The organism is Brumimicrobium oceani, from assembly GCF_003143775.1.
Lineage (GTDB): Bacteria > Bacteroidota > Bacteroidia > Flavobacteriales_D > Crocinitomicaceae > Brumimicrobium > Brumimicrobium oceani.
This window is the reverse complement of the sequence record NZ_QFRJ01000002.1, coordinates 401,491-417,014: the sequence shown is the minus strand read 5'-3', so window position 1 is coordinate 417,014 and position 15,524 is coordinate 401,491. Positions and strand designations below refer to the sequence as shown.

General features: G+C 35.1%; 17 protein-coding genes. 10 read left to right on the top strand and 7 right to left on the bottom strand.

From position 1 onward, the window contains the following. Positions 1-104 precede the first annotated feature (104 nt). From DIT68_RS04605 to folE, 6 genes are all read left to right on the top strand, one after another. Positions 105-326, top strand: coding sequence for a hypothetical protein (locus DIT68_RS04605; RefSeq protein ID WP_109358633.1), 222 nt, complete (start codon positions 105-107; stop codon positions 324-326). After that, positions 323-511 (top strand): type II toxin-antitoxin system mRNA interferase toxin, RelE/StbE family, encoded by a 189-nt coding sequence (locus DIT68_RS04600; protein ID WP_233244151.1) that lies wholly within the window; start codon positions 323-325, stop codon positions 509-511. Before DIT68_RS04605 ends, DIT68_RS04600 begins: the two co-directional genes overlap by 4 nt. 13 nt (positions 512-524) lie before the next feature. After that, entirely contained in the window at positions 525-599 is a 75-nt protein-coding gene (locus tag DIT68_RS16500) for a type II toxin-antitoxin system YafQ family toxin (RefSeq protein ID WP_233244160.1), read from the top strand. Positions 600-757: 158 nt separating this feature from the next. Then, the gene (locus tag DIT68_RS04595; protein WP_109358632.1) at positions 758-1,111 is read left to right on the top strand and encodes a T9SS type A sorting domain-containing protein; all 354 of its coding nucleotides are present in this window, start codon (positions 758-760) and stop codon (positions 1,109-1,111) included. A gap of 183 nt (positions 1,112-1,294) precedes the next feature. After that, a complete protein-coding gene (locus DIT68_RS04590; RefSeq protein ID WP_109358631.1) occupies positions 1,295-1,726 on the top strand; it encodes a 6-pyruvoyl trahydropterin synthase family protein in 432 nt (143 codons plus the stop codon). Between the two features lie 20 nt (positions 1,727-1,746). After that, entirely contained in the window at positions 1,747-2,340 is a 594-nt protein-coding gene (gene folE / locus DIT68_RS04585) for a GTP cyclohydrolase I FolE (protein WP_109358630.1), read from the top strand. 367 nt (positions 2,341-2,707) lie between these two features. Here folE and DIT68_RS04580 read toward each other — a convergent pair whose 3' ends face one another. The 3 genes from DIT68_RS04580 to DIT68_RS04570 all read right to left on the bottom strand — a co-directional run bounded on the left by DIT68_RS04580 (position 2,708) and on the right by DIT68_RS04570 (position 6,190). Beyond that, positions 2,708-4,171, bottom strand: coding sequence for a VWA domain-containing protein (locus DIT68_RS04580; RefSeq protein ID WP_109358629.1), 1,464 nt, complete (start codon positions 4,169-4,171; stop codon positions 2,708-2,710). 101 nt (positions 4,172-4,272) lie between these two features. Continuing rightward, positions 4,273-4,968 (bottom strand): inorganic pyrophosphatase, encoded by a 696-nt coding sequence (locus DIT68_RS04575; protein WP_109358628.1) that lies wholly within the window; start codon positions 4,966-4,968, stop codon positions 4,273-4,275. Between the two features lie 355 nt (positions 4,969-5,323). Next, positions 5,324-6,190: a M23 family metallopeptidase gene (locus tag DIT68_RS04570; protein ID WP_109358627.1), complete on the bottom strand. Its 867-nt coding sequence runs from the start codon at positions 6,188-6,190 to the stop codon at positions 5,324-5,326. 303 nt (positions 6,191-6,493) lie between these two features. On the opposite strand from DIT68_RS04570, the gene DIT68_RS04565 reads away from it, so the two are divergent. Together DIT68_RS04565 and lnt are read left to right on the top strand one after the other, a co-directional pair. Next, positions 6,494-8,869, top strand: a complete 2,376-nt coding sequence (locus DIT68_RS04565; RefSeq protein ID WP_109358626.1) for a choice-of-anchor L domain-containing protein — start codon at positions 6,494-6,496, stop codon at positions 8,867-8,869. 77 nt (positions 8,870-8,946) lie between these two features. Continuing rightward, entirely contained in the window at positions 8,947-10,557 is a 1,611-nt protein-coding gene (gene lnt / locus DIT68_RS04560) for an apolipoprotein N-acyltransferase (RefSeq protein ID WP_109358625.1), read from the top strand. Positions 10,558-10,838: 281 nt separating this feature from the next. Here lnt and gldC read toward each other — a convergent pair whose 3' ends face one another. Both gldC and gldB read right to left on the bottom strand, forming a co-directional pair. Continuing rightward, positions 10,839-11,192, bottom strand: coding sequence for a gliding motility protein GldC (gldC, locus tag DIT68_RS04555; RefSeq protein ID WP_109358624.1), 354 nt, complete (start codon positions 11,190-11,192; stop codon positions 10,839-10,841). 3 nt (positions 11,193-11,195) lie between these two features. Then, on the bottom strand, positions 11,196-12,200 hold the full coding sequence (gldB, locus tag DIT68_RS04550) for a gliding motility lipoprotein GldB (RefSeq protein ID WP_109358623.1): 1,005 nt from the start codon (positions 12,198-12,200) through the stop codon (positions 11,196-11,198). 93 nt (positions 12,201-12,293) lie between these two features. Here gldB and DIT68_RS04545 point away from each other — a divergent pair, with 93 nt between their 5' ends. Further along, positions 12,294-13,124: an outer membrane beta-barrel protein gene (locus DIT68_RS04545; RefSeq protein ID WP_109358622.1), complete on the top strand. Its 831-nt coding sequence runs from the start codon at positions 12,294-12,296 to the stop codon at positions 13,122-13,124. A 3-nt stretch (positions 13,125-13,127) separates the two neighbouring features. Beyond that, a complete protein-coding gene (gene nadE, locus DIT68_RS04540; protein WP_109358621.1) occupies positions 13,128-13,907 on the top strand; it encodes an NAD(+) synthase in 780 nt (259 codons plus the stop codon). Positions 13,908-13,924: 17 nt separating this feature from the next. On the opposite strand, the gene DIT68_RS04535 is transcribed toward nadE, so the two are convergent. Together DIT68_RS04535 and porN are read right to left on the bottom strand one after the other, a co-directional pair. Beyond that, positions 13,925-14,248, bottom strand: a complete 324-nt coding sequence (locus tag DIT68_RS04535) for a 2Fe-2S iron-sulfur cluster-binding protein (RefSeq protein WP_109358620.1) — start codon at positions 14,246-14,248, stop codon at positions 13,925-13,927. Positions 14,249-14,510: 262 nt separating this feature from the next. Further along, entirely contained in the window at positions 14,511-15,515 is a 1,005-nt protein-coding gene (gene porN, locus DIT68_RS04530; RefSeq protein WP_109358619.1) for a type IX secretion system ring subunit PorN/GldN, read from the bottom strand. Positions 15,516-15,524 lie beyond the last annotated feature (9 nt).

Below are 15,524 nucleotides of genomic sequence, written 5' to 3'. Positions count from 1 at the left end.
GAAATTTGAGTTGGATCTTTGGTTGGGAGAATGCTGTTATTTAAATGCTTTAATTGATTTCTCTATCTACTAAACTTTTCATGTTTTTGCTTAAAACAGTAATCATGTCAACAATTATCAAAGTAGATACAAATAGTAAAGCAGCACGAGCTTTTATTGCTTTTGTGAAAACGCTTCCTTTTGCCAAAATTGAAGAGTTAAGTATTGTTGAAGAACCGCGAGCAGAATACAATGCTGAAACCAAAAAAGCAATTGAGGAAAGTCGTGCGGGAAAAACATTCAAAGTGAAAAATTCAGATGAATTATTTGAAGAGTTGGGTATATGAGTTACAAAATTGAATATGTAGGTAAGATTAAAAAAGACATTAAATTAGCCCAGAAGAGAGGTTTAAATATGGAGGCTTTTAAGTCTGTCATTGTTATGTTGGAGTCTAAAGGAAAACTCCCTAGAAAATTCAAAGCACATAAATTAAAAGGAAATTATAAAGGTCTTTCGGGAATGTCATATTGAGCCAGACTGGCTCTTGATTTGGGACCAAAACGATACAATAAAGCTGATTACAGTTGTTAGAACCGGAACCCATTCTGATTTGTTTTAGTAGACTCCAATATTTCCAAAACATCACCAAAATCTATTCAATTATTACCGCAATATTAACCACGTTAAATCTCCATTAAATCATTCAAAACCATTGTTTTTACCCAGATTTGTGTAGTACATTTGTCACAAATAATAAAAATAAAAACAAAAGAAAGAATGAAAAAATTAACGATTATTGCCGCAATGTTGATAGCAAATATTGCGATGTCTTACAGTGGAGAAGGAGAGCCCTTAAGAAAAACAACAATAGACAGTTCAAAGAGCGAGATAGTGTTTAATATTCAAATTATTCAAGCTGATAAGTTGGGTGTTTTAGTAAAAGGTGTAGACGAAAGTTTTACAAGTATTGCATTGATTGATCCCAGAGGAAAGTCAATTTACTACAGCTATGTTAAAACAGATAACGAGTCTTTCGAGATTGATTTAAAAGGATTATCTCCAGGGAAGTACTATGTGAAATTAAACACGGATGCCGAAATTAGAATGAAAACGCTTATTGTTGAAGCTTAGGATGCCGAGTTACTAGGCTATTCACGCAGAGGAAAGCAGAATTGCCACTCCTTTGTTAAACTAACTTTTATAGATTAAATATGTACAACGCTGTTAAAGGCGTTTTTTTTGCTTTCTAATTAAAACCAATAAACAATTTTGTTTCTTGAACGTTTACTATCTTTGTAGCTAAAATTTTTACAATTGAAAACAGTTTACATTACACGCAGAGAACATTTCAACGCTGCACATAAATTGTGGAACGAGGAATGGAGCGATGAGAAAAATGAAGCCGTATTTGGAAAATGCAGCAACAAAAATTGGCACGGACATAATTTTAATATTTTCGTTACGGTAAAAGGAGTTCCCAATGTGGATACTGGTTTTGTGATTAATCTTAAGGACTTAAGTAAAATCATGAAGGAGTATGTGGTTGAAGCATTAGATCATAAAAATCTAAATTTAGATGTTCCTTTTATGAATGGGGTACTGGCATCTACAGAAAATTTAGTAATGAAGATTTGGGAAGAAATCGAAGAGCCAATTAAAAAGGCTGGTGGAGTTTTAGCGAAAATTAGATTAGAAGAAACCGAAAACAATTACGTAGAATATTATGGGGGGAACGAACCATTCTAGCTACATAAAATCAATTTTTAATGGAAAGTAAATTTGAATATAATCAAGAGGTAACTGATAAACTTACCGAAGTTTATAAAAGTGTTTTAGCAGATTTAGGGGAGGACCCAAGCAGAGAAGGTTTACTTAAAACTCCAGAAAGAGTGGCTAAATCTGTGCAGTTTTTAACACAAGGTTACAAACAAAATCCGGATGAAATCCTAAGAAGTGCCTTGTTTCAAGAAGATTATTCTGAAATGGTAATTGTAAAAGATATTGAAGTTTATTCTCAGTGTGAACATCACATGTTACCTTTTTTCGGGAAAGCACATATTGCATATATACCTGATGGGAAAATAGTTGGGTTGAGTAAACTGCCCAGAATAGTAGATGCTTACGCACGTCGTTTACAAGTACAGGAGAGATTGACATTAGAAATTCGCGATTGTATTCAAAGAACACTAGAACCAAAAGGGGTTGCGGTTGTATTGGAATGTAGTCACATGTGTATGCAAATGCGCGGCGTTGAAAAACAAAATTCGTCAACTACAACTTCTGCCTTTAAAGGTCTGTTTATGTCAAATGACAGCACGCGTAAGGAGTTTATTAATCTAATTCAAGCGAAATTACATTAATACTTTTCGAGAATATTGCTGACCTTATTAGGTGTTGAGAACACTGGTTTTCTGTGCTTAATCGATGCAATACTTCGTGAATTGATAGAATTATACAATAAGAGTTAAAGCAGGGAATATATTTAATATTTCCTGCTTTATTTTTTGAGGATTTGGTTGCAGAAGAACTTTCGCTGTATTTTTACTTATACGAGAAGTGTACTAATTAGTGTCTGGTCGGAAACACATCAAAATTAAAAATATTTCTTTTTGCGATAGTTCCCTTTATTTTTAATCGCCTGATGCTAAGGCATCACCTCATAAAAATAAATCAAACTCTCATCAAAAATAATTTATTTTATAAAAATCTTCTGTTTCCGACCATCCACTAATTAGCTTTGAAGGTGGATAGACGAACTTCTTCCTTCAGTTTATTCTGAGCATCAACCAATTTTTCAATCAAGACAAATCTGCCATTTCCCAACTCTGCGGCTTCTCTCATGCTTTCTTCTGACTTAGAATTAGTTTTTATTCCAACTACGCTCATAGTGGTATTGTATTTATCGAAATTCTTTTCAATGTATTTTTTATAATTCCCTGAATCCTGATTAAAGGCCCCATCTGTTATAATGATTAAATGATTTTGGACTCCTACAGATGAGTTTTTATTTACTTGCTTATATCCTAATTTTATTCCTTTACCTCCAGCGGTTTGTCCAGATATTTTTAGCTTTTGAACAACTTTAGAAATAACTTCCTTTTGATCCCCAGGAGTTGGATTCAATAAAACTTGCGCATCTGATGAATAAGAAACCAATCCGATTTTGTCTTCTGGTCTCAACATTCCTAGCAGTTGATCTAGTGAATACTTTAGTAATTCTGCCCTATCATATCTGTTCATGGAGGAAGAAACATCTAATACAAAAACAACATTAATAGGTTTGAAATATTTTAAATCGAAGTTGTCCTTATCTATTTTATCATATTCTGGAATGGTTTCTTTTGCGATTTTCTCCTCTTTGACCTCCTCTGGAGTCTCTTCAATGAAATCGGATAAATCTGTTTCTGGCTGATTCTCTTCAATTATAATTATGCGTTGCTCGTGCAGTTCCTCAAGAATACTTTCCGGCTCTTTTGTAATTTCCGTTATTTCTTCAGCGATTATTTCCTCTTTAGGCATCTCTTTTTTCGTTAAAGCTAAAGTCACAAAATTGTTTTTGAAGTTGACATATTGAGCGAGTTCATCGGGATAGTAACCGTCATGTGTAGCGTAGAAATAAGTAATGCCGAGGGGTAGCTTGATTTTTAATTCACCATCCTTTGAGGTAGGCCACTTCCCAATAGCTGTTCCATTTTGAATGATGGCAACTCTCGACCTTCCTAATTTTTCACCTGTGGTTTTATCTATTGTTTCTACGGTTAACATAAAATCCATAGGGTTGCCTTGAGGTGGTTTTTGTCCAAAGCTTGGACAGGCGGTTAAGCTATTTGACATCGGTAAGGACACTATTCTTCCTTTCAAAAGAATTGTGGTCGCCTCATTACTTGCGCTTGTATAAACTGGGATTGAATAATTAAACTTACCTTTTGATCTATTGTTAATATGAAAGCGAATAACAGCAGAACTATCTGCCTGTATTCTGTCACTTTTTTGAAGGGAAGATACTTCCATAGGTGTTTTTACACTTAGGATAAAAACTTCTTTATTTGTGTTATTCTTTAGGTAGATATCTACATATCGTTGATCATTTCCATTGATTTCTTCAAAATCATGACTGATTTTATCAAATATTATTTGCGTATGTCCAAGAATATGGAAGGATAACAGAAAAAGACTTATGAAAATTCGCATAACAATTTGAATGTAAGTTAATTTTGAATACAAAAAAAGAGGAAAGATATCCTCTTTCCTCTTAATAAACGTTCTTTATTAACGTAAAGTATTTGTCAATCTTAAACTTTGCTTTGCAAAACTCCTGCCAAAGCCTCCGCTAAAAGAGTGTCTGCATCACCATGTTTTTCGATGTAGTCTAATGAACTTCTACGAATCACTTCTTTAGCTTCTTCAGCTCCATAGGTATGCGTAATTTCAACGTTTTTCGAATTTCCTCCTAAGTCTTTGTATGTTAAAAAGAAGTGCTTTACTCTTTCCAGCACCCTTTGAGGAATTTGATCAATTGATGTCATTTCGCCATAAACTTGGTCGTCTTTCAAAACAGCGATGATTTTATCATCTGCCTCACCACCATCAATCATTCTAAAGCCCCCAACAGGAATACATTCTGCGATTATGTTACCACAATTTACCTCACGTTCAGATAATACACAAATATCTAATGGGTCATTATCACCAACAATGTTTGTTCTTCCCGTTTTTTCGTTCGCAAATTCGGCAACACTTTTGTCACAAAGTGTTTGTGGAACAAAACCATACATACAAGGCATGTAATTTGAAAACTTCTGTGGACGATCAACCATTAAATATCCACTTTCTTTATCTACTTCATATTTGATAGCATCTGAAGGGACAATTTCAATAAATGCATTGATTAATTCGGGCTGTTTTTCACCAATTGTGATTCCATGCCATGGGTGCGCCACAAAGCGCTGTTTTAGAGCTTCTGCTAATTTTGCTACTTCATCTTTCATATATATTGTAATTTCGAGTGTGTTATTTTTCTATTTTAAGGATTGCAAAAGTACTGAAAAAATTGAAATGAAAAAAGTGCGCTTTTAAAACGCTGCATTGTCAAAAAGGAAGAACTGGAATGATTCAAATTCAGATGACCAATTTTTCATCACCTAAGTAAATTATCATCTGCCATTTCTATGCTGAATATCAATTATGGTCTGGGATATAAGAAATTAAATGTCCAAATGTTATTCAAATGAAAAACAAACCAATATTCCATATAAAATTCCTTTCATGGATGCAAAATAAATCCTGTATATGGTATTTCCTGTTAGGGCAAATTGAAAGTTGTTGTAAACGTAATTTCAAGACTTACTTACCAAATGAAAAGTAGTCCATGGGATTTAAAGGTCCTAAATCGCTCCATAACTCAAAATGAAGATGCGGACCAGTACTGCGTTCTCCTGTGTTTCCGACAACTCCTATAGCTTTACCACGGGTTACCTTATCGCCAACATTTACATATACTTTTTCCGCGTGTTTATAAACGGAAATAATCTCATTTTCGTGACTTAAGATCACCGTATGACCATCTTTGTCGTCATAGGAAGAATGCAGAACAATTCCATTTAAACAAGCTTTTATTTGTTCGCCTTTCTTTGTGACAATATCTACTCCTGGATGGTTAGGTATTCTAAATTTCTGGCTTACCTCACCAGATACTGGGTCATAAAGAAATAAATGATCGAAAAGTTGATCGTTTGATTCTTTTAATTTCTCTTGATTGTTTCTAATGTTTTCATCCAATTGTTTTTCCGCTTTAGAAATAGTGGTGTCCACAATTATATTGGAATTGTTTTGTGTTTCATCATTTAAACTTGCAGTGTAAATAGAATCAATAGAAACCTCTCCCAGTATCACATTTTGGAGGTTCTTGATATAGTTTTCTTGGGCAACAAGTTTATGCTCTAAGTTAGCCACGCGTGTTGCCGTAAATTCAATCTTTTGTTTGTTTCTGTTCTTTATGTTTTCAGGTAAAAGGTATCCTGCGGGGGTATAGGAAAAAATCAAGTAATTGAATAAAAATAAAACGATTACAAAAATCAAAGAAATGCTAATTAACTGAATACGGTTTATTTTAACTCTCCACCATTCCTCAAAAGTTACAGGGTCCATTCCAACAACCCTTGTTGAACGTTTAAACCAACTTTTCCTTTTCTTCTTTTCCGGTTTTTTCATAATAACTGTCCGCAAAAATACATTTTATAACGAATGAACTAAGCTATAAAAACGTTAAATTAGCAAAACGCTGGTCAATTGCAATGGCAGGACAATGGAGAGGTGCTGATTTGCTATGTCATTCATTTCTAATAAAAAGGTAGTTGTAGCTCATTCAAAAGTAGCTTGTATTTTATTTCTTTACGAAAATTATATAATTTCCCAATTTATTTGTAATTTACCAGTAATAACTAATCGTCATATCTTTGGCTTATTTTTTGTTAAAATAACAACTAAAATGTTTTTAATGCGTTGTACTTATAGATGAAAACAATTCTCTTAATTCTTACATTAATTTTGACTTCCATAGGATGGGGGCAATTGGTCACGAATGGCGGTCAAAACCCAAATCAATTGGTGCAAAATGTTTTACTTGGAACGGGTGTCGATGTTTCTAATGTAAGCTACTCTGGAGCTACAAGTGCTATTGGAACTTTTGATGCTACAAACGCAAGTATTGGGATAGACGAAGGAATCATCATGACAACAGGTACAATTTATCAAGGTCCTGACGGTCCGCATGGTCCCAACGATAAAGCGAATTCAGGAATGGACAATAATGCAAGTGGTTACGGACAGCTAACCAATTTAGTAGGTGAGACCACCTTTAATGCTACACTGCTCGAATTTGATTTTATTCCATATTCCGACACTGTTCGATTTAAATATGTTTTTGCTTCTGAAGAATATCCAGAGTTTGTGGGCTCTCAGTTCAATGATGTCTTTGCATTTTTTATTTCTGGACCAGGAATTCCTGGAGGAACACAGAACATGGCAATTATACCTGGTACAAATCAACCAGTAGCTATCAATAATGTGAATAGTACAAATAATCCTACTTATTATCAAGCAAATGGTGATGGAAGCCAATCTCCTCAAAATACGGATCCTTTCTTTGTGCAATATGATGGCTTTACAGTTCCTTTGGAAGCTGTTTCTAAGGTTCAATGTGGAGAAACTTATCATCTGATTATTGCTGTTGCAGATGTTGGTGACGCCATCTACGACTCAGGTATATTTCTCGAAAAAAACAGTTTAAATAGTGTTCAACCAGTACAAGTGAGTTATCAACTTACCAGTGACCCTTATGGCGATGGGCAAACAATGGCTCAAAACTGTACCAGTGCTGAAGTTACTATTGAAAGATCTGGAAACATGGTTAATCAAGCCTTAACAATTCCAATTAGTCTTTCAGGGTCAGCGGTGGAAGGTTTAGATTATTCGAATGTTCCGAACAGTATCAGTTTCTCACCAGGTCAAACATCAATTACTTTTACAGTGGATGCGCTTAATAATCCCGCTTTAACGGGAACAGCTAATCTTGTGATTCAATTTCAAATTGATGATCCCTGTGGAAATTCTGATTTTCAATCTGTGGAGTTATTTATACAGCCTGTTGAGCCTGTTTCTGTCATCCTTGAACCAGTAGACGTTCTTTGTCCAGGAGAGGAAATAGAACTGGTTGCCCAAGCTCAAGGTGGAGGTGGTGGCTATACATACTCGTGGAATACTGGAGAAACAACTGAATCAATTTTTGTAAGCCCTTTGACTACTCAAAGCTATACTGTTGAGGTGACTGATGATTGCTTAAATGAAACGGCAACGGCCACTGTTGTTATTGATGTTCCGGTCTATGATCCTTTAGAAATAGAGGCAACAGAGGATATCATAGAACAATGCCCTTATGTTCCTTATGACTTAACAGTAGACGCTGTGGGGGGAGCCGGCCTTTATACTTATGAGTGGTTTAATCCTTCAATGAATTTGATCGGAAGTTCACCGGATATTACTGTAGCAGCCCCAGCTACATCTATTTACTCTGTTGTGGTAACTGACCAGTGTGGTGTGAGTGACACTACGACGGTAAAGATTACCATATTGAGTCCTCCATTATTGCTTGATATCACACCCAACCAAGAAGTTTGTCCTGGAGATTCTGTTTTGTTGAATGTTAATGCCAGCGGTGGTTTTGGCAATTATTACTATGAGTGGCCTCATTCTGGTGAAACAGTTGCTAGTATTTGGGTTAACCCAAATGAAACGACAGAATACACTGTGATTGTAAAAGACGATTGTCAAACTTTTCAAGTAAAAGCAGAAACGAAAGTAGTGGTGGTAAAACCTGAGGTTAATTTTAACGCGATTACAGAACCTAAGTTTATTGGTCTACCCATCACTTTTCAAAATTTGACTTCCAATGGAAATACATATTATTGGGATTTAGGGAATGGTGCAACTTCTACGATGGTACATCCAAATAATACTTATTATACGCCGGGAACCTATGATGTGCAGCTCATTGCAACCGACGATAAAGGCTGTATTGATTCCTTAACCAAGACTATTGTGATTTTAGAAGAGGTTTACCTTTATATTCCAAACACCTTTACTCCAGGAACACAAAACCGCTATAACAATTATTTTAGAGCGAGTTCAGTAGGTATTGTAGAGATGAGAATAGAAATTTTCAACCGATGGGGTGAGTTAATGTTTAGTTCAGATGAGGTAGATTTTAGATGGGATGGTACCTACAACAATAAATTAGTTCGTGATGGTACTTACATCTGGAAAATTGAGTATGTAGATGCTCATGATATTGAAGTGAAAAAAATCAATGGATACATAAACGTAATCAAGTAAATTCTAGTTAAATTCAGCTGAAACGGCGCTTAAACAATTAGGGTGTATTATCTTTGCATGAATCGAATTATTCAGCTATGAAATTTTCACGTTTACAAAGATATTTATTGAGTGTTTTAAGTGGTTTGTTGATGACCATCTCATTTCCACATACAGGGAGTCTATTTCCCTTGGTCTTTTTAGCTTGGGTTCCCCTATTACTGGTGGAACACAATATTTATCGCGAAAAGTATCGCTCTTCAAAAGTTCTGCTGCACGCTTATATTACCTTCTTTATTTATAATCTGGGCTCGACCTATTGGATTTACTATTCTATAGGGGGAGAAGGGGGAGCAATTCTGGCGTACTTTCTTAATGGTTTTATTATGGCGATGGTATTTTTATTGTTCCATTGGACTAAAAAATATGTTGGACAAAAAGAAGGGTATATTGGACTCCTATTTTTTTGGATAGGCTTAGAGTACATTCATTACCACTGGGAATTAAGTTGGCCATGGATCAATGTAGGTAATACCTTTGCTACGATTCCAGAAATAGTACAATGGTACGCATATACTGGAATTCTTGGTGGTACATTTTGGGTGCTATTGGTCAACTTACTTATTTTTAAAATAATAACTAACCTCGTATTTGCCAAAGAATCTTTTCAAGTACAGACCCCGTTGATATACTTGTCCTTGGCTTTAATTCTTATACCTTCAGTTTTTTCTTATTGGAGCTATACCGCATATCAAGAGAAGGAGAACCCAATTGAAGTTGTAGTTACCCAACCTAATATCGATCCTTATAATGAAAAGTTTGATTCAGATTTAAAAAATCAGCTGGATAAAAGTATCCTAAAAGCAAATGAACTTGTTACGCCCAATACGGCAGTAGTTTTAGGTCCAGAAACTGCCATTGCAAAAAGTTTTAATGAAGAGAAGTACCATGAAAACGATGCAATGAATTATTTGCAATCGGTAGTGAAAAGCTGGGGGAATACCGCTCTGTTTACTGGAGCTTCTACTTATAAAGTTTTTAAAGAAAAGAATAGTCCTGCGGCTAAGCCCATTCCTGGTTCCGAGTTCTTCTATGAGTCATATAATACCTCCGTGCTGATTTCAAATAAGAAACCTCCAGCGTTTGTGCACAAATCGGAACTGGTTTTAGGAGTTGAAAAAATTCCATTTACAAAATGGTTTCCATTTTTGGAGAAACTTTCAATACAAAACGGTGGAACTTCAGGGACCTTAGGTGTTGAAAAAGAACCGCGTGTTTTAAATACTAACGGATTTACTTTTGCGCCAATTATTTGTTACGAATCTTTGTATGGTGGAATGGTAGCCGAACAATGTAGAAAAGGAGCAGAGGTTATTTTTATAATTACAAATGATGGATGGTGGGAAAATACTGCTGGGCATAAACAGCATGCAAGTATAGCAAGATTACGAGCTGTGGAGACAGGAAGATATGTTGTTCGATCAGCAAATACAGGAATATCATGTGTGATTAATCAACGAGGAGATGTTGTCCAAGCTACTAATTATTGGGAACATGATGCCTTTAGAGAAACGATTCAATTGAATGATGAGCCTACCTTTTATATTACTTACGGTGATGTAATGGGACGTTCGTTCGCTTTTATTAGCCTTCTGATTCTAATGCTTACCCTTGTTAGGTATTTGCGTCGTTTTGGGAAATCATTTTAAGCATTAACCCGAATTATTCATGGGTTTAGGTCATGAAAAGTCATAATGTCAATATATTTCGGAAGCACAGATGCTTTTAGGGCCCAGAAGTGCAACCCCAATTTTGGATGTTAAAAATTTCGAGCATTTCTAAAGTTAGCAGGCAGTTTGGCTTTCTAATAGGAAATTCATGAATAATTAGGATTAAAAGACTAACCAATAAAAAAAGCACGAATACTAAATATTCGCGCTTTTTTAATGAGCGTTCAGGAACTTACAATTTCTTTCAAAAAAAACTACTCCTAATCGTTTTCTGGTAAGATCTCCATTTTCTCTGCAAAATGATAGCAATAATCTCTTAAGTCTTCTGTAATATTTTTTTCACCTGTGGCTTTTTCAAATGTATCAGCCATGGTCACCAGTGTTTGGTGGAAGAATTGTTTCATCTCTTCAATAGAAAGGTCTTTGGTCCACAAATCTATTTTCATTGTGTTTTTCTCCTTGGGGTCCCACATTGAAAGAAACATTGCACTGGCTTCAGCCTTTTCAATATCTCCATCTTGCGCTGACCAAATCATTCTAACAGGTACGTTGTTTTCATTAGTACCTACATTAACAGAAATCTCTGAGGTTTTCGTAATCTTATCTTCATTCATAACTTATTGAATCTCGTATGTTTGTAAAATCGTGTTATATTGTGTCTTTATTAACTCTTGCAAAGATAATGCTTTGTTATTAGACATGTATCCTTTAACAATTCTATATCCTAAAAATTGTCCAATTCTATCAGGTGAGTCTTTTGAAAGTCCCACTGTTGTTGGGCCTTCGTTCAGGAAATTTGTTCTTGCACTAATGTCCGTTTTAAATAGCATTTGTTGCTCTACTAGATAGTTCCACACAGAGGCTTCATTTTCTAGAGCCCAGTTATATTGTTGATCGCTGTACCTCAAAACATAGGCTTCCTTAGAGTTTGGAAAAGCCGCATTGAGTACATATAGTATTTTTCCTGCTTGAATGAGATGTTCGGCTAAATTCGCATCTAATTCGTCAAACAATTGCACCTGAATCCAATTTAATAGAATGTCCCTTTCCAAGAATTCAATTTGCATTCTGTTTTTTTGCCATTGGTAGAGCTCTTCATTAGGTATAGTAGCGATCACCTCACTATCTGGAGAAATATAATTTTCTAATCCGACGGCAATATTTATGTCAGAGCAGGATATGTTACTGAACAACTTGTTGATATAGAAAATATTTTCAGGAACTAGTTGCTGGCCAAAATGATGATTCAAATAAGCAAAACCTCTATCCATTGCCTTTTCATGTGATGGAAGCTGAGGAAGCAATGTTTGTTTCTCTTCTTCAAGTTCAGAAATGTAATCGGAATTATAGAAGTTGTAAATCTCTTTGTAAGAAGAATCTGTTATATTTTGACGAATATTTTGACTTACTTCATATAAAAACAGTTCTCCTAACTGATTTTCTAAAGCTTGAAATTTTTTAGAAACTACTTCTTGTGCTTGCTTGTAAAATTGTTGATCTACATTTATATAATTTACAGTAACTTCTTCCTTAGTCAATTCTACATCTAAAGGATTGGATGAACATCCGTAAAAAAACGCTGATATCAAAAGAATTGCAGATAATGGTAATCTATTGTTCATGAAATATGATTATTTTTGTCAACTGTCATAGAATGTTCTTTACTTTTCTGAACGACAAAGACAAAACTGAAATTATTAACTAATACCAAAAGTATGAAAAAAATACTGACTTTCTCATTAATAGCAGGACTGATGTTTACTGCAAATGCACAAGATGCAGCAGATAAAAAAGTTTTGGCAGGACTGACATTTGGGGGGGCGATAAATATTAATGATCCTCAAACAAATACGATAGACTCAAAGGTTGGGGGCGATTTTATCGTTGGAATGTCCTTGGACTGGAATTTTTCAAAAAATATTGGTTTAGCAACAGGAATAGAGTTTGATTTTAATCGATTTACAACCTCTTACAATGAAGTGCTTTATTTAGATTATAGAGATAAAGATATTCTGCAATTCAAAGATTATAATCCAGAAAATGTAGACAATAATTTCAGAGTGGATTCAAGAAAGCACAAAAGTATTTATCTGAGCCTTCCTGTTATGCTAAAATTCCAAACTAATTTTATGGGATATATGCGCTATTATGGAAAGTTTGGAGTAAGAAATAGTTTTCTGCTCACAACACGCACTAATAATGAGGGGCAAGCATTCAATCTTGAGGGAGACCCAGCGGGGGTAACTGAGTTAGAAGATATGAAATCTCCTGGGGCTATGTCATTCTATAAAGGTTCAATTGGAATCGCAGGTGGAGCAGAATACAATCTATCGGGTAATACTGTTTTAGTGGCTGAATTGGGATATTATTATGGTTTCTCAGAAGTTTTTCAGCAAAGTGGAGCAGTGTTTGGAGATGATGAAAAAGCGTTGTCCTTGTATCAGATTCCAGATCCTAAGAAGCCTTCAGAAAATGATACTAGAACATATTATGCACCAAGTTTAAAACAAGGACAGTTAATGTTAAAATTGTCTGTATTATTTTAATCAATGAGTTCATTTAATAGCAATAAAGTAGCCAGTCATATCATTGACTGGCTTAATGTTTATATAAAGGATATTCCGGTTAATGGATTTATCGTAGGTGTTTCTGGAGGAGTAGATTCAGCAGTAGTTGCATCTTTGTGTGCGAGGACTAATAAGAAAGTTATTTTATTGAATATGCCCATTCGGCAGGCTCAATCGGAATTTAATCGTGCGCAAAAGCAAATTGATGAGTTAACAGATAAATTTGATAATGTTAGTGGATTAAAAATTGATTTGACTCAATCTTTTGAGTGTTTTGAATCTGCTTTACCCGAATATGTAAATGATAATCAATTAGCCATGGCCAATTCGCGTGCGCGCTTAAGAATGACTACTCTTTACGCTATTGGACAAGCAAATGGGCTTTTGATAACAGGAACAGGAAACAAAATAGAGGATTTTGGTATTGGTTTTTTTACTAAATATGGGGATGGAGGAGTAGACCTTAATCCAATTGGGGACCTCTTAAAATCTGAGGTATTTGAATTGGCTAGTCATCTGGAAGTTATTGACGAAATCCTAGCAGCAAAGCCAACGGATGGACTTTGGGGAGATGAAAGAAACGATGAAGATCAAATAGGTGCTAGTTATGATGAATTAGAGTTTGCCATGAGTTTCAACGGCGATAGAAGTGAGCTGTCAGAGCGCCAAATGGAAGTTCTAAGTATCTACGAAAAATTAAACAGTATTAACCAACATAAAATGAAGCCAATTCCTGTATGTAATTTAAAAGGTATAAAGTAATTATACCTTTTATAATGCTAGGCTTCAGGGGCCAATCTCAAAACAATATTATCAATGGCTTCGGTAATGTCTATTTGACATCCTAATCTACTGTTATCCTCAACAAAGAAGGCTTGATCAAGCATATCTAATTCCGCATCACTTTGTTCATCTAATTCGTGGTCAGATTCCAAGTAACACTGACAAGACGCGCACATCGCCATTCCTCCGCAAGTTCCTTCAACAGGTAGCTCATAAGACTTACAGAGCTCCATGATATTCATATTCATGTCCGTTGGTGCTAACAATTCATGTTTTTCTCCTTCACGATCAATTATATAAACAGTTACATTTTCTTCCATTCCTTTAATTTTGATACAAAAGTAGTCATTTATCCTGATTCAGAATTTAATTTTTAACTCAAAAGAGATAAATCAAATTTGTTCTAGATAGGTTAGTGGCTAGTGTTCTTTCGTAAAGTTTTGCTTTCTGAAATCAAGTGATCCGCAATTGTTAAGCTTTACTATTTATTCGTCAGCTTAATACTTGTAGTTTCGTTCAAATTCAGTAGAAATAAAAAAGCCTTGATGTTTCCACCAAGGCTTTAAAATCATTTTTTAACTATTAGTAACTCCAAACATCATGTTCGATATTTCTAATGTCTTCTGTAATTCTTTGTGATTCCATCAATGCATCTACACCAACACGGTATTTCTCGACACTTCTGTCGTACACATTTTCCTCCTTATAAATAAAAGAACTGAATCTGCGTTTCATGAAGTAGTCATCAAAACTCATCCATCTTGATCCATTACTTTCGTTATATACGAAGTAGTTATTAAAAACATAACGACAGTCTGTAGGGAAATATAGCCAGAACATTACTTTAGTTCCGGTAATTGTACCATTATCGTCTTTATCATGCACTACAGGTGCGATTCCTAATATTCGAACATCCATTACCGAACGTTGTTTATCGAAAATCCAATCTTCTTTCAATCTGTATTGAATGATGTCTTCAGAGGTATACCAATTTGTGTCTCTTGCTGGATAAACCGGTTGTCCGTCAAGACCAATGGAGTCCTCTCTATACATGTTCAAAAGTGGATCTAACGGCATTGGTCCAAGGTTTCCTAAATAACCAGTTAACTCCTCCTTGTATTCAGGATCAGTGGAATAGTTCTTCCCTTGCTCTGGTATTATAGGATATTTGAATTTATCACCATCATGAACAGAAAATCTGATTGGATTATAATCGGAATAAACTGTTAAGTCACCTGATAGAACGTGCTGACGAATTACCGTCCATAAACTCCATCTGTTATCGTTTCGAATCCACTGACTTTCTCCGGTTTCTAAATCGGGAGGAGTAATTTCATCTAAAGGATAGTACAACGGACGATTGATTTTCTCACGAAGATCAATTGCTCTCCATACACGTTTACTCCAAATCGCATCCGCTTCACGGATATATGGATATGGGATTAGCCGCTTGGTTGGTATGTTGGATTTAAGATAAACTCCATCAATAACGCCTGTTTCTGTTCGGCTATTAATTGGTCCACCATTCACTTGAGCAAAAGTGCTTAAGCTAAAAATCAACATTGTCGAAAGCAATAAATTCTTCATGACTTCTTT